The organism is Kitasatospora sp. NPDC114501, from assembly GCF_055633695.1.
In genome coordinates this window covers 35,198-48,899 of sequence record NZ_JBVKDS010000020.1, presented here as the reverse complement: position 1 = coordinate 48,899, position 13,702 = coordinate 35,198, and the positions used below count along the sequence as shown (strand labels likewise).

The window sequence follows — 13,702 nt, the reverse complement described above, 5'->3', positions numbered from 1 at the left end:
TTGGCTTGCTCCTGTCTTTTCGTTGCTTTGTTTTTGTTCTTTGGGAGCGGTCGTGGTGTGTCGGTTTTTGTTCCTTCCCCCCCCTTCCCTCCCCCCCCCCCCGCCACCGGGCGCACGGGCAGCGACCGGGGCCGCCGCGCCACGACCAGCGGGGCGCCGACGGAACGCGGACGCACCGGACGGTCGGCCCGGACCACCGGGTCGTTCCGGCGCACGGAGGCGGTGCCCGCCTCGGGCGTCGACTCGGCGGGCGCCGGAGCAGCGGAAGGCACCGGCGCAGCGGGCCCCGTCGTGGCGGGCACCGGCGCAGCGGGCCTCGTCGCCGCAGGCTTCGGCGAACTCGCCCTCACCACGTCGGACTTCGGCGCACCGGAGCTGGGCGCACCCGGCTTCGGCTCGCCGCCGGCGCCGTCCGGCACAGCCCGCCGGTCGGCCCCGCCCGCACGCGCCGGGCGCGGGCCCGAGCGCACCGGAAGCCGCCGCATCCGGACGGACCGCTGGACCGGCCGGGCCCGCCGCGACGAGCCCGCCCGGCCGTCGGCCGAGGGCTCCTCCGCCGAGGGCCCCTCCGCCCCGGGCTCCGCCGGGAGGACCGGCACGACGAGGTCGTCCCCGCCCGTGAGCGCCGGGGACGGCGAGCCCGGCCGCGCGACCGCCCGCAGGATGCCCGCCGGGGCGGTCGGAAGGACCGCGTGGCCGAGCGGGCCGCACAGCGACGGGTCCTGCCAGGCGGTGAGCCGGGACCGGAACTTCAGGCCGTCGCTGACGCCGTGGGCCGGCCCGGCCAGGGTCGGGACCAGCGGCGCGACCGCGCGCCATCCCCCGTCCCCGCCCGCCGGGCGCCGCCGTGCGGCCTCAGCACCGCCGGAGGCGCCCGCGGAAGCACCGCCGGAGGCGCTGCCCGAAACGCCACCGGCAGAATCACCGGCAGCCCCAGCACCCCCGCCCTCGCCGCCCTTCCGGCGGCCGATCCAGTCCCGAAGCCCCACCCGGTTCACCCGCCTTCGCTGATGCGGGTGTTGAGCCGGGCGATCTCCCTGACCCACTGCCCGCGTTCGCGGTGGGTCAGGTCGAGGATGTCCTCCCGCTGCCAGTGGAAGTGGTAGGCGATGTACGCGATCTCCTCGTACAGCCGAGCAGGCGCGTACGTCACGATTCCCCCAGGCGCCCACCGGCGAGGTCGACCTCGAAGGCGCCGTCGCAGTGCGGGCAGGTCACCGCGGCGCGCGTGTGGCCCTCGCTGTTGATCCGCTGGTAGAGGTCCTGGAGGAAGGCCACGTCGGTGGCGTACATCCGCTCGACGACCCCGGCGTGCACGTCGGTGATGTCGCCCAGCCGGGTGATGACGTGGCTGAGCAGCACGACGCTGAGGTAGGCCGGGTTCTCCTTGACCCGCAGGTCGATCTGCGGCATCAGTTCGTCGCGGGCGGTGGCCAGGCGCATGGCACCGTGCCGGTGCACGGTGCCCGCGTCGTCGACGTAGCCGAGCGGCAGCTCGAACTCGAACTCGGTGTGCGGCGTCCGCCCCTGGGGCTGGGCCGCGGCCGCGGGGGCCTGCTGCTGGGGCGCGGTGTGCTGGGGCACGGCGGCTTGCGGGGCCGGAGCCCCTTCCAGCAGCTCCTCCAGGCCGATCTTCCTCCTCACTCGACCGAGATCTCCTCGAACACGATGGTCACGGTCTCGGTGGCGGCGCTGGACTCGCCGGCGCTGAGGGTCGGGCCCTCCCAGCGGCTCGCCCAGGCGTTGAGCAGCTGGATGCGCCGCAGGGTGGCACCGGTGGTGTCCTTGACCTCGATGGTGAGGTTCTGCCGCGCGGTGTTGATCGCCCCGTTGTTGAGGGTCTCCTTGATCCAGTCCGTGAACGCGCCGCTCTTGTCCAGGCCGCGGGTGATGGTCACCTCGCCGGGGAGCCGGGCGCCGGGCTGCTTGCGGACGATCAGTTTGCCCTCTTGGGTCACCTGCTTGTACTCGACGACGTCCTGTTCCACCGTCAGGTTGCTGATCTCCTTGACGGACTCGACGTTGTAGCCGCCGAGTTGGACGCCGAATATGTGTGTGGAGAGCGGATCGCCTTCAGCCATGGGTTTGTGTCACCTTCCGATGCGAGGGGTGCCGAGGGGTGGTGCCGACCGGGCCGGTCACTCGTTGACGAGGCTCGTGCTGTCGGAGAACTGGGACAGCCGGAACACCACGAACTCCGCGGGCTTCACCGGGGCGACGCCGATCTCGCAGATCACCTGGCCGAGGTCGATGGACTCCGGCGGGTTGTTGTCGCGGTCGCACTTGACGTAGAAGGCCTCGGCCGCGGTCTGGCCGAACAGGGCCCCGCGCCGCCACTCCTCGGTGAGGAACGCGGTGATGTTCCGGCGGATACTGGACCACAGCCGGTCGTCGTTGGGTTCGAAGACCACCCACTGGGTCCCCAGGAGGATGGACTCCTCCAGGTAGTTGAACAGCCGGCGCACGTTCAGGTAGCGCCACGCGGGGTCGGAGGAGAGGGTGCGCGCGCCCCAGATCCGGATGCCGCGCCCGGGGAACGCCCGTACGCAGTTGACGCCGATCGGGTTCAGCAGGTCCTGCTCGCCCTTGCTGAGGCGGATCTCCAGGTCCACCGCACCGCGGATGACCTCGTTGGCGGGCGCCTTGTGCACGCCGCGCTCGGCGTCGCTGCGCGCCCACACCCCGGCGACGTGCCCGCTCGGCGGGACCAGCACGTTGCGGCCGCTCGCCGGGTCGAACACCTTGATCCACGGGTAGTAGAGCGCGGCGTAGCGGGAGTCGAAGCCCGCCTCGTCGTTGCGCCAGGTGCGCATCCGCTGGGCGTTCAGACCGGGCGGCGGGTCCAGGACGGCGATCCGGTCGCCCATCTGCTCGCAGTGCGACATCACCGCCAGCTGGACGGTGCGCAGGCCCTCGTCGTCGAGGTCGCCGCGCTGGTAGGCGCTCATCAGGTCGGGCACCGCGACCATGGTGATCTCGTCGATCGCCTCCAGGCCGCCGAAGCCGGTCCGGGCGGCGGCGTCGCCGACGTACTCGGCGGGGTCGAGCCGGCCGGCCGGGACCGCGGCCGGCGCGGACGCGGCGGCCAGGGCGTGGGTGCGGCGCTCGGGGCGGCTCGGCGCGGTGCCGGGCTGCTCGGCGACGGCGACCAGCTTCGACTCGCGCAGCTGGGTGACGACGTAGCCCTTGGTGCTCTTGCGGGTCGAGACGTCGTACGTCTCGGCGACCTCGGCACCCCGGCGCACCAGCAGCCGGAAGCGGTCCTCGGGGACGTTCTCCCCCTCCAGGTCGGCGACCTCGACGGAGACCTCGCCGCCCGCGCCGGGCAGGGCGGAGAAGAGGAAGCCGGCGATCTCGACGGGCGGGGCCGCGGTGACGGCGGGCGCGGCGCCGGGCGTCCGCCGGGCCGGGTCGCCGACCCGCACCACGTAGGCGGAGCCGCCGCCGTTGGCGAAGAAGCCGTACACCGAGTGCGCCAGGTAGGTGCCCTCGGTGAAGCCCCCGAAGCGTTGGACGTACTGGTCCCAGTTGGTGACCAGTGTGGGCTCGTGGAAGGGCCCGGTCTCGGCGAAGCCGACGAAGGCGGCGACGGCCGTGCCGACGCCCTCGATCGGCCGGGCACCGGACTGGACCTCCTCCACGTACACGCCCGGGGTGAGGTACGACGGCATACGCGCTCCTTCGGCTGGCCATGCATTTCGCCGGTCATTCGCCCCCGAGTCTGCTGCCCGGGCCCCACCCGGAAACATGTCCACAGGTCCCGGACCGGGGGCAGCGACCACTGCCCCCGGCGGACACCGCCGTACGTCCCCGCCGGTGCCCTGGGCGTCCCGGGAGCGCCGGGAGCGCCGGGAGCGCTCAGCCGTGCCCGGCGTCCCCGATGACGCCCAGCCACGGCCCGAACTCGCCGGCCAGCACCAGCCGGCCGAGCTTGCGGTACTCGCCGACCACCGCGGAGACCAGCTGCGCCATGCCCAGCGGGGTGCCCGTCCCGGCGGCCAGGTAGGCCGCGGAGACCGCGCAGGCCCGGATGGAGCCGCCGGTGAGCTCGAAGTTCCGGGCGCAGAAGTCCAGGTCGAGGTCGTCGCCGCGGGGCACCAGCGGCCCCAGGCAGCGGTCCCACAGCAGGCGCCGCTGCGCCTCGTCCGGCAGCGGGAACTCCGCGATGACGTCCAGCCGCCGGGTGAACGCCTCGTCGAGGTTGGCCCGCAGATTGGACGTCAGCACCGCGATCCCGTCGAAGGACTCCATCCGCTGGAGCAGGTAGGCCGTCTCCACGTTGGCGTGCCGGTCGTGGGCGTCCTTGACCTCGGAGCGCTTGCCGAACAGCGCGTCCGCCTCGTCGAACAGCAGGACGCCGTTCACCTGGGCCGCCTCCGTGAAGATCCGTTCCAGGTTCTTCTCGGTCTCGCCGATGTACTTGTCCACCACGGTGGAGAGGTCCACCACGTACAGCTCCATGCCGAGTTCGGCGGCGACCACCTCGGCCGACATGGTCTTGCCGGTGCCGGACTCCCCGGCGAACAGGGCGATCACCGCGTTCCCCCGGCCGCCGCCGGGGCGCATCCGCCAGCGCCCGAGGACCTGGTCGCGGTGCCGGGCCCGGAGCACGAGTTCGCGCAGCCGGCCGGCGGTGGGGCCGGGCAGCACCAGGTCGGACCAGCCGACCGCGGGCTCGATCCGGCGGGCGAGCCGGGCCAGGCCCGCGGCGTTCTGCGCCCGCACCGCCGTCCGCAGGTCCTCGGCCCGCACCGGGCGCCGCTCGGCGGCCGCCGTCCGGGCCGCCACCGAGGCGGCCCGCGCCAGCTGCTCCTGGTCCAGCCGGTAGGCGGCCACCCCCTCGGCGAGTTCCTCGCTCAGCTCCTGGTTCAGCGCGCGGGCCCACTGCTCGGCCCGCTCGCTCGGGTCCGGCGGCGGGACGGTGACCACCACCGGGCTCTGCGCCGCCCAGGCCGGGTCCCAGACCTGCGGGCCGTGCACGACCAGCGGGACGTCGGCGAGTTCCGCGCACAGCTCGCGCAGCAGCGCGGCCCGCTCCGGCCGTTCGGGCTGGAGCCGGTCCAGCGGTCCGAGCACCACACCGCCCCCGCCCAGCCGCGCCTCGCGGGCGAGCACCCGTACGGTGCCCTCCGGCGGGCGGGCGGCGAGCGCGGCGGCGTCGACCACCAGGGGCGGCGGGCCGTCGGCCGCGAGGACGGCCACCGCGAGCGCACCGGCGTGCCCGCCGCGGTCCAGCAGGTGCACCAGGCCGCCGACGGCGACCACCGCGCGCAGCCGCTCGTCGGGCGACTTCTCGTCGGACCGCCGCTCGTCGGGATGCCCCTCGTCAGGCCGCCTCTGGTCCGCTCGCCGGTGGCCGGGCGGATCGGCGCGGCGGGCCAGCCCGGCGAGCGCGCCGTCCGGCTCGTCGTCGCCGAGCAGGTGGGCCGTCACCCGGTCCGGGACCCGCAGGGTGCGGGAGAGCAGCGGGCGGTCCGGCTCGGTGACCTCCAGCAGCCCGCCCGCGATCAGCGGGGCCCGGGTGGAGAAACGGAAGCGGCCGGCGCCGGCCCCGGGCTGTCCGCACAGTTCCAGGGCGAGGCCGACGGTCGCCCGGCGGCGGGTCAGGTCGTCGTTGAGGTAGCCGTAGAGCTGTTCGAAGCGGGGGTCGAGGTCGGGGGCGAGCGCCACCAGCAGCAGGTCGAGGTCCAGCGGGAGCAGCCCGAAGGCGGCGCTGAGCCGCCCGAGCCGGGAGCCGGGCGGCGGCGCCGTCCCGTCGCCGGGGTCCGCGGTCTCCCGGTGCACCGTGGCGGAGGCCGCCAGGATGCGGTCCACGGCCTCCGGGCCGAGGTACTGGCCGCGGTACGGGTCGTCCGGGTCGGGGTCGACGGCCCGGCGTTCGCGCACCGCGGCACGCACCCGCTGTTCGACCCGCCGCAGCCGCTCCCAGAGGTGGTCGGGGCTCGGGTGGTCGGGGCTCGGCGCGCCGCCGTTCACCGCCGGGGCCTCGGGGGCCTGGTCGAGGTCGAGGCTCATCGCGCCCTGCCCCGGGGCCGGCGGCCGGGCGGCAGCCCGCGTTCTCGGGGCGCGGCGAAGCCGTCCGGCCCGGGGTCGGCGGTGCCCTGGTAGCGCAGTCGGCGGCCCGGGCCGTCGGCGGGCGGCGGGCCGTCCTCGGTGGTGTCGCCGGCGTGCAGCACCAGCCCCTCGGTGACCGGCGGTCCGGCCGGGGCGCGCTCGCCGGGCAGCGGGGCGAGCACCCGGAGGTCGACCGAGGGCCGCAGTTCCCCGCCGAGCGAGGACCAGACGTCGGAGACCGACGGCAGGCCGGTGTCGTGCCCCGCGATGTCCAGCGTGACGGTCAGTCCGAGCTCGGCGAGCGTGCCGGTGAGCAGCCGGGCGGGCAGCGTGTCGGTGGCGGTGAGGCACTGCAACACCTCGGCCAGCAGCCGGTGTTCGTCCTGCGGCCGGTTGGTCCAGGCGGTGACCAGGTAGGCCAGCTCGAACCAGCGCGGCGCCGGGCGCCGGCCGGTCACCAGGCCCTGCTCGTCGTACTCCGCGACGGTGCCGGTCTGCCGGCGGCCGGTGTCCTCGCGGAGCCCGTAGAGGAAGACGCTGACCGTGGGCGCGTTGCGGCGGGCGGCGAAGTCCCGGGTGGGGGCGTCGAAGACCACCTCGATCCCGCGCTCGGTCAGGCCGGTCTCGGCGAGCAGTCGCCGCAGCGCCTCGTCGACTTCGTGGATCACCGCCGCTCCACCTCCCCGGGCGGGCCGATGCTGCCCTCGACCACCAGGAAGGGGCAGGTCACCGGGGAGAATCCGGGGCCTTCGGCGGTGATGGTGCGCGGGCCCGTCTCGTCCTTGGGGAGGATGAGCAGCTGCCCGGCGAAGGTCCCGTCGGCCTTCGGGCGGGTGGGCGCGGCGGCGGCGGTGATGCCGGGCTGCCAGGTGAAGCGGACCGGCGCGCCGGGCGGGAAGTCCACCCCGCGTACGGAGGTCACGAAGCCGGGCTTGCCGATCGGCGGCACCGCGACGATGCGGGGCTGGAGGATGCGCAGCGGGGTGCTCGCCCGGTGCGGCCCCGGGGTGGCGTCGGTGCCGGTGGTGGTCAGCTCGGCGGTGACGACGGTGTCCAGCGCCGCCACGGGCGAGAGCACCACCCGGATCACCGCGCTGCGGCCGGGGGCGAGGTCGCTCACCGTGCAGGTGCCGTTGCGGCAGCCGGGGGGCAGCGCCTCGGTGGGCACTCCGGCGGGCAGGCCGAGGGTGAGGCGCAGGCCGGTGGCGAGGGCCTGGCCGCTGTTGCGCACCGTGTAGCTGACGGTCACGTGGCCGCCGACGTAGCCGGGGTTCGGCTGGGCGTCGACCGTGACGCCGGGGCCGGCCTGGGGCGGGGGTGCGGGGGCCGGGGGCGGCGGCGGTGCGGGGGTGGGCGTGGCGGTGGTGGCCGTCGGTGTGGGTGTGGGCGTCGGGATCCGGGTGGGCGTCGGAGTCGGGGTGGCGGTCGGTGACGGGGTGGGCGTCGGCGAGGGGGTCGACGGCTCCAGCACCGGCAGGAAGGTCCGGGCGGAGTCGTCGTCGGGGTTCGGGTCGACGACCGTCCCGGTGACGCTCCAGCCGAAGTCCGGGTTGCCGGGCCGGGTGCCGATCAGGGTGGCCGTGATCCGGATCACCGCGCGCGGTGCCATGGTGCCGAGTTCGCAGCGCAGCGCCGCGGCGTCGCACGACCCGGTCGGGGTGGTCAGCCTGCCGAGCCGGGCGCCGGTCGGCACCGAGACGGTGAGGGCGGTGCCGGGCGAGGGCGCGGGGCCCTTGTTGGTGACGGTGACCGTCACGTCGGTGCTGCCGTCGACGGGGACGGCCGGGGTCCGCTCGGGCACGCTGACCGCCAGGTCGACGGACTGCTGGACGGCCGGCTCCTTCTGGCGGCCCGGCAGCCGCCAGTCGAGTTCGGTGAGCCGGCCGGTCGCGAAGTCGTAGACCTTGAGGCCCTCCGGCGAGCTCGGCGGGGCGGCACGGCGGGAGGTCATCAACAGCTGCGCGCTGTTCGCCGTCCAGGCGACGTCGCGGGGCTGGAAGGGGCCGCTGGTGGGGCGTTCGGGCAGCGGCCGGGTGCAGGCTCCCTGGCCGAGCCCGGCGGGCACGATCACCGTGCAGTCGGCGCCGGTCGGGGTGGTGACCACCACGCCGTCCTGGTGGTTGTTCCCGCCGTCACCGGCCTTGCGGTTGAAGGCGATGCGACGGCCGTCGGGGGCGAAGGCGGGGCTGTCGTCGATGACGTCGCAGCTGCCCGGGCAGGCCGTCCGGCTCAGGTCGTTCTGCCGGCTGAGGTCGTCGGCGGCGACGGTCCAGACGTGCAGGTTGCCGGCGTTGCCGTCGACCACGGCCGTCCGGGAGAAGGCGATCAGCTTGCCGTCGGGGGACCAGAACGGCTGGCCGTCGGAGGCGCCCTGCTGGCCGGCCGGCGGCTGGACGGTGCCGACGATCCTCCCGGTGGACACCTCGGCGATCAGGACGCGCCCGGGCCGGGCCGGCTGCCCGCCGGTGGCCGGGGTGCTGCGGCTGAACACGATCAGCCTGCCGTCCGGGGAGAGGGACGGGTCGGTGTCCCGGTCGCTCGGGCCGCGCCCGGCGAGGTTCATGGGGTGCGGGTTCGCCCCGTCGGCGTCGGCGAGCCAGATCCGCAGGATCCGCCCGGCGGGCCCGTCCTCGTATCGGGTCACCACGATCTGCCGGCCGTCGGGGGTGTAGGTCTGGCGCTCGTACCAGGGGTCGAAGCCGGGGCGGGGGTGGAACAGCGGGTCGGCGGCCGGGTCGGTGCTGGTGTTGCTGTCGGCGGCCGGGTCCTCGCGGAGCACGCTGATGCCGAGGTCGCGCGGGTCGGACCCGTCGGGGCGCATGTCCTGCACGTCGGCGACGTTGGAACCGGAGGCGCTGGTCTGCTCCACCACCGGGCCGCCGTCGTTCTGGGTGCCGAGCCAGGCCGGTGAGGCGATCAACCGGTCCGCGCGGTAGAGCAGTCTGGGCGCTTCGCAGTTGCAGGTCAGCGCGTGGTAGAGGTTCACCACCGGCGGCCGGGACGGGTCGGGCTGCGGGCTCGGGTTGTTGGGGTCGAGCAGGTCGGCGCTGAGGAACACCACCCCCTTGCCGTCGGCCGTCCAGGCGGCGGAGCCGGTCTTCCAGGTGGAGCCGGTGCCGGGGAAGTAGGCCTTGTCGCCGCCGGTGGGCGAGGTGAGCATCAGGGTCCGGCCCTGGTCGCCCCGGTCCCAGGTGTAGACGATCTCGTTGCGGTGCTCGTCGGTGTCCACCGGGTTCCAGGTCGGGTCGACCGCGTCGCCGTCGGTCACGTTGGTGACCTTGACCGGGGCGCCGCCCTGGAACGGCCTCAGGTAGACCTGACGGTGCGACGGTTCGCCGTCGCAGGAGTACGCGATCCACTTGCCGTCGGGTGAGACGGTCGGGTGGGTCTCGTCGGCCGCGCCGTCGGTGATCCGGCGCAGGCCGCTGCCGTCCCGGTTGACCGCCCACAGCACGTGCTGGGGCCTGCTGTCACCGCCGCGGTCCTCCAGCGCCTCGAAGACGACGCCCTTGCCGTCCGGGGCGAGGGCGGGGCGGGAGGTGTCCATGCCGGTGGTGACCCGGTGCACGGCGCCGGCCGCGTCGCGCAGGTAGACCTGGGGCAGCGGGCCGTCCCGCAGGCTGGTGAAGACCACCTCGTCGCCGCGGGCCGAAGGGTCCCGGTCGAAGTGGATCGGCCCCGGCCCGAACAGCGGGGTGCTCGACTCCGTGCCGGTCACCTTGCCGAGGCCGCGGTGGTCGGTGCCGGCGTAGACGATCCGCCCGGCCGCCGGGTCGACCGCGGCCACCGGGGCCGCGGTGGCGCCCGGCCCGCCGGGGGCGGCGCCGGTCAGGGTCACCAGGGCGGCCGCGAACGCGAGCAGCACCGCGACGGCGGCCCGGGCCGGCCGCCGGACGGAGCGGGGGGTGGCGGAGGCGCCGATCACGCTCGACCTCACAGGTTGCAGGGGCGGTCTCCCCCGCAGTGTCCCCGCCCCTGGGGCCCGGCGGGAGAGCCCGGGCACCCTCGGCGGGGGAAGCAACCGGTGTCCCCAAAGGGCAGCCCGCCCGCCCCTCGCGCGGGAAGTCGGCCGGGCCGACTTCCCGCGCGACGCTGTGGAGACGGCCTCCCCGGGCTGGAGGCGGAGGGTTCATCGGTCGCCGGGCGTAGGTCCACCGCCCCATGCGCGCCTCGAACCGCCTATCTATCGTCGGCACTCATGCGGAACACGGGGAACGGACTCCGCCCGGCGGCGGAACGCAGGCGCGACACTCTCGAACGGCTCGTCACCGAGCGGGACGTCTGGGTGTCGACGGCGCATCCCGATCACGGGCCGCACCAGGTGCCGCTGTGGTTCCTGTGGGACGGGCGAGCGGTGTGGCTGTGCACCGGCGCCGCTTCCCCGACTGCGCGGAACCTCCGCGTGGAGCCGCGCGTGCGTCTGGCGCTGCCCGACACCTTCGACGTGGTGCTCCTCCAGGGCGAGGCGGAGTGCTTCCCGGACCAGGACGTGCCAGGCGACGCGGCGGAGGCGTTCGCCGCCAAGTTCGGGTGGGACCCGCGCACGGAGGAGGGTTCCTTCCTGTACGTACGCGTGGTGCCGGTGACCGTCCGCGCCTGGCGCGGCGAACCGGAGTTGCGCGGCAGGGTCATCATGCGCGACGGGGCGTGGCCGGACTGAGGCGTGGCCGGTCTGAGGCGGCAGGGAAAGGGGTCGCCCCGGCACGCGGAGGCCCGTATCGTCGCGCGCATGAAACTGCTCTCCGTCAATGTCGGCAGGCCCCGGCCCAACCCGTGGAAGGGCCTCAGCGCGACAGGAATCGACAAGCAGCCCGTCCACGGTCCGGTCGCCGTCATCGCCCCCGGCCCCAAGGGCACCGGCGAGGTCGGTCTCGTGGGCGACCGCGTCTACGACGTGAAGCACCACGGCGGTCCCGATCAGGCCCTCTACGCCTACGCCCGCGAGGATCTCGACGGGTGGGAGGCCGAGTTGGGCAGGCCGCTTGCCAACGGCGTCTTCGGGGAGAACCTCACGACCCTGGGCCTCGACGTCAACGGCGCCCTGATCGGTGAGCGTTGGCGGATCGGGCCGGACGTGGTCCTGGAGGTGTCGTGCGCGCGGATCCCGTGCGCGACGTTCCAGGGATGGCTGGAGCGAGAGGGCTGGATCAAGCGGTTCACCCGGGCCGCGGTGCCGGGCGCCTACCTGCGCGTGATCGAGCCGGGAGACGTCCGGGCTTCCGACCCCGTCGAGATCGTGCACCGGCCCGACCACGACGTGACCGTCGCACTCGCGTTCCGTGCGATGACGCTCGAACCGGACCTGCTGCCGCGGCTGCTGGTCGCTGACGCGCTGCCGGAGGAGAGCAGGGAACTGGTGCGCAGGCGCACGGACTCGTAGCCGATCAGTCTCTCCGCCCGCGCGATCGGCACCCTCGGCATGCGGGGAACGGGCGCGCTGCGCCGGATCACGGCTCGACGGGCGCTCCCGCCACGGCACCCAGCTCGACCAGTTGCGCCCTGCCGTTGCCCACCGACCAGTCGTCGAGGGCGTTCTCGACGAGCGTGACGAACACGTCCTCGGGCCGCACGCCGACCTCGGTCAGGTTGGCCGCGATCCGCCGGTACAGGTCGAGCTTGAGCTCCCTGGGCCGACCGGCCACCAGGGAGATCTGGACGCAGACGACGTCCCGGCGGGCCACGTCGAGGTAGTTCGGGTCGAAGATCAGCTCTTCGGGATCGTGCGGGGTGACGATCTGGAAGCGGTCATCGGCCGGGATGCCGATGGCGTCGACGAGGGCCTGGTGCACGCCGTCGGCGATCGCGCGTCGGACGGCGGGCGACCGGTCGGTGGACAGGTCGATGCGGACCAGAGGCATGGGAACGCTCGCTTTCCGGAAGATCCAGCTAGAGTGTTCGATGACCATCGACCATACCAGTGTACGGCGGCCGTCGAACACTCTACAGAGGACCGGTCCATGTCCGCCCGCACCCGCAGCCTCACCCACACCCATCCGACCGAAGTGTCGCTCCAGGACGCGCTCGACGCGGTCGGCGACCCGGTACGACGCGCCATCCTCAGGGAGTTGGCCGGTGCCCCCGACTGGACCCGCGCCTGCGGCACGTTCGACCTTCCGGTCGCCAAGGCGACGCGCAGTCACCACTTCACCGTGCTGCGTGCCGCCGGCCTCGTCGAGCAGCGCGACGAGGGACCGCGCCGGCTCAACCGGCTCCGCCGCCCCGAGTTCGACCGGCGCTTCCCCGGCCTCCTCGATCTGGTGCTGGCGGAGTCCGCGACGGACCGTGGCGGGTCCGCGGAGTAGCACGAGGGACCGCCGATGCCGCACGAGAAGTCGGCCGGGCCGACTTCTCGTGCGCGTCCGTGTCCCGGCCGTCACTTCAGGGGATGGTCGGGCTCGTCCAGCCAGGCCGTCTGTCCGGCCGGGGTCACCGTGAGCCCGTACCGCTCGTACCCGGGGCGTCCGGCGGACTCCCATCGGCGGTAGGCGCCCTCCACCTCGTCCCAGAGTCGGCGCGGGCCGGACTGCCGGACGTCGAACCGGGATTCCCCGGGCACGGAATCCACGGTCGCCCAGGAGGTGACGGCCGTGTCGAACAGCCACCACGTCCAGCCCTCGCCGAACGCGTTGCGCCGGTAGTACACGTCCGGCAGGGCGAGGGCACAGGCGAACTGCGCCAACCAGTCGTCCCCGATGGCCTCGGGGTCGAGCTCCGTCCAGGACCGCCCGGAGTCGCCCGGCCACTCCCCCGGCAGGTAGGCGTCCACCGGGGCGCCCCCGTAACGCTGCTGTCGCAGCATCATGAAGGCGGACGAGCGGGTGAACCGGCCGCTTGCCGTCCCCTCGCCGTCCACCGTGAGGCGTACGACCGCGCCGCCGCCCAGCAGCGGCGAGACGGGGCTGACGATCACCCCGCCCGGCCGGGTCTGCGGCAGCCAGGCGGGCGGGAGGTGCCGCAGTGACACGGTGGAGATGATCCGATCGTACGGAGCGCGCACGGCCCACCCGAGCGCCCCGTCCCCGCACACGACCTCGGGCGTGTAGCCGGCGCCGCGAAGTGCGGCGCTCGCCTGGGCGGCGACCCGGGCGTCCACCTCGACGGTGGACACCGTCTCAGCGCCCAGGCGGTGCGCCAGCAGCGCCGCGTTGTACCCGGTACCGGTTCCGATCTCGAGCACCCGGTGACCGGGTTCCGCGTCCAGGTCGGACAGCATCTCGGCGACCACCGTGGGCATGGACGCCGACGACGTGGGCGTGCTGCGGGTCCCGTCGTCGGCTCCGTCGTCCCACTGCGTGATGATCGGCAGATCGCTGTAGGCGAGCCGCATCCACCGTTCGGGTTCCTCGGAGCGGCTGCACCCGGCGTCGCCGCCTCCCTCCTCCGCCGCCCAGATGGTCTCCGGGAGGAACGCGTGTCGGGGAACGGCCGCCACGGACGGGGCCCAGGCAGGGGTCAGCGACCCTTTCCCGGTCAGTGCGGCCACCAGCGCGGCGCGCAGTTCATCGGGGCTCACTTCTTGTGCTTCGGGTCCGGGGCGGGCTTCTGGCTGTCCGACGACGGCTTCGGGCCGATCGACGGTCCGCCGGGCTTGGCGTGCCCGGGGCTCCTGCCGTCGTTCGGGCCGCCCTTGTTCTCGTCACCCATGGTC

The 13,702-nt window shown here is 74.5% G+C and carries 13 protein-coding genes; 3 read left to right on the top strand and 10 right to left on the bottom strand.

All coding sequences use genetic code 11. The annotated features are described in order from the left end of the window. Nucleotides 1-994: 994 nt before the first annotated feature. The 7 genes from ACZ7RU_RS31880 to ACZ7RU_RS31850 form a co-directional block, all read right to left on the bottom strand. A complete protein-coding gene (locus tag ACZ7RU_RS31880; RefSeq protein WP_181970396.1) occupies nt 995-1,153 on the bottom strand; it encodes a DUF6760 family protein in 159 nt (52 codons plus the stop codon). Beyond that, a complete protein-coding gene (locus tag ACZ7RU_RS31875; RefSeq protein WP_470344446.1) occupies nt 1,150-1,644 on the bottom strand; it encodes a hypothetical protein in 495 nt (164 codons plus the stop codon). The genes ACZ7RU_RS31880 and ACZ7RU_RS31875 overlap by 4 nt, the downstream gene beginning before the upstream one ends. Next, a complete protein-coding gene (locus tag ACZ7RU_RS31870) occupies nt 1,641-2,081 on the bottom strand; it encodes a phage tail protein (protein WP_049660364.1) in 441 nt (146 codons plus the stop codon). Before ACZ7RU_RS31870 ends, ACZ7RU_RS31875 begins: the two co-directional genes overlap by 4 nt. A gap of 57 nt (nt 2,082-2,138) precedes the next feature. After that, nucleotides 2,139-3,671 (bottom strand): phage tail sheath family protein, encoded by a 1,533-nt coding sequence (locus ACZ7RU_RS31865; RefSeq protein WP_470344445.1) that lies wholly within the window; start codon nt 3,669-3,671, stop codon nt 2,139-2,141. 187 nt (nt 3,672-3,858) lie between these two features. Next, entirely contained in the window at nt 3,859-6,015 is a 2,157-nt protein-coding gene (locus tag ACZ7RU_RS31860) for an ATP-binding protein (protein WP_470344444.1), read from the bottom strand. After that, nucleotides 6,012-6,722, bottom strand: coding sequence for a Pvc16 family protein (locus ACZ7RU_RS31855; RefSeq protein WP_470344443.1), 711 nt, complete (start codon nt 6,720-6,722; stop codon nt 6,012-6,014). The genes ACZ7RU_RS31860 and ACZ7RU_RS31855 overlap by 4 nt, the downstream gene beginning before the upstream one ends. Further along, entirely contained in the window at nt 6,719-9,991 is a 3,273-nt protein-coding gene (locus ACZ7RU_RS31850) for a hypothetical protein (RefSeq protein WP_470344442.1), read from the bottom strand. The genes ACZ7RU_RS31855 and ACZ7RU_RS31850 overlap by 4 nt, the downstream gene beginning before the upstream one ends. A gap of 261 nt (nt 9,992-10,252) precedes the next feature. On the opposite strand from ACZ7RU_RS31850, the gene ACZ7RU_RS31845 reads away from it, so the two are divergent. Then, a complete protein-coding gene (locus ACZ7RU_RS31845; protein WP_470344441.1) occupies nt 10,253-10,714 on the top strand; it encodes a pyridoxamine 5'-phosphate oxidase family protein in 462 nt (153 codons plus the stop codon). A 69-nt stretch (nt 10,715-10,783) separates the two neighbouring features. Beyond that, nucleotides 10,784-11,434, top strand: coding sequence for an MOSC domain-containing protein (locus ACZ7RU_RS31840; protein ID WP_470344440.1), 651 nt, complete (start codon nt 10,784-10,786; stop codon nt 11,432-11,434). Between the two features lie 67 nt (nt 11,435-11,501). Here the strand turns inward: ACZ7RU_RS31840 and ACZ7RU_RS31835 are convergent, their stop codons facing one another. Then, complete coding sequence (locus tag ACZ7RU_RS31835; protein WP_470344439.1) at nt 11,502-11,912, bottom strand: tautomerase family protein; 411 nt, start codon at nt 11,910-11,912, stop codon at nt 11,502-11,504. Nucleotides 11,913-12,011: 99 nt separating this feature from the next. On the opposite strand from ACZ7RU_RS31835, the gene ACZ7RU_RS31830 reads away from it, so the two are divergent. Then, a complete protein-coding gene (locus ACZ7RU_RS31830) occupies nt 12,012-12,356 on the top strand; it encodes an ArsR/SmtB family transcription factor (RefSeq protein ID WP_470344438.1) in 345 nt (114 codons plus the stop codon). Between the two features lie 71 nt (nt 12,357-12,427). On the opposite strand, the gene ACZ7RU_RS31825 is transcribed toward ACZ7RU_RS31830, so the two are convergent. Together ACZ7RU_RS31825 and ACZ7RU_RS31820 are read right to left on the bottom strand one after the other, a co-directional pair. Beyond that, on the bottom strand, nt 12,428-13,567 hold the full coding sequence (locus ACZ7RU_RS31825) for a methyltransferase domain-containing protein (protein WP_470344437.1): 1,140 nt from the start codon (nt 13,565-13,567) through the stop codon (nt 12,428-12,430). Beyond that, nucleotides 13,564-13,698: a hypothetical protein gene (locus ACZ7RU_RS31820; protein WP_470344436.1), complete on the bottom strand. Its 135-nt coding sequence runs from the start codon at nt 13,696-13,698 to the stop codon at nt 13,564-13,566. Before ACZ7RU_RS31820 ends, ACZ7RU_RS31825 begins: the two co-directional genes overlap by 4 nt. Nucleotides 13,699-13,702 lie beyond the last annotated feature (4 nt).

What these genes read in the sequence shown, in the direction of transcription:
- ACZ7RU_RS31870 (WP_049660364.1), bottom strand. Translation starts at nt 2,081, where the DNA reads ATGGCTGAAGGCGATCCGCTCTCCACACACATATTCGGCGTCCAACTC.
- ACZ7RU_RS31865 (WP_470344445.1), bottom strand. Translation starts at nt 3,671, where the DNA reads ATGCCGTCGTACCTCACCCCGGGCGTGTACGTGGAGGAGGTCCAGTCC.
- ACZ7RU_RS31860 (WP_470344444.1), bottom strand. Translation starts at nt 6,015, where the DNA reads ATGAGCCTCGACCTCGACCAGGCCCCCGAGGCCCCGGCGGTGAACGGC.
- ACZ7RU_RS31845 (WP_470344441.1), top strand. Translation starts at nt 10,253, where the DNA reads ATGCGGAACACGGGGAACGGACTCCGCCCGGCGGCGGAACGCAGGCGC.
- ACZ7RU_RS31840 (WP_470344440.1), top strand. Translation starts at nt 10,784, where the DNA reads ATGAAACTGCTCTCCGTCAATGTCGGCAGGCCCCGGCCCAACCCGTGG.
- ACZ7RU_RS31835 (WP_470344439.1), bottom strand. Translation starts at nt 11,912, where the DNA reads ATGCCTCTGGTCCGCATCGACCTGTCCACCGACCGGTCGCCCGCCGTC.
- ACZ7RU_RS31830 (WP_470344438.1), top strand. Translation starts at nt 12,012, where the DNA reads ATGTCCGCCCGCACCCGCAGCCTCACCCACACCCATCCGACCGAAGTG.
- ACZ7RU_RS31820 (WP_470344436.1), bottom strand. Translation starts at nt 13,698, where the DNA reads ATGGGTGACGAGAACAAGGGCGGCCCGAACGACGGCAGGAGCCCCGGG.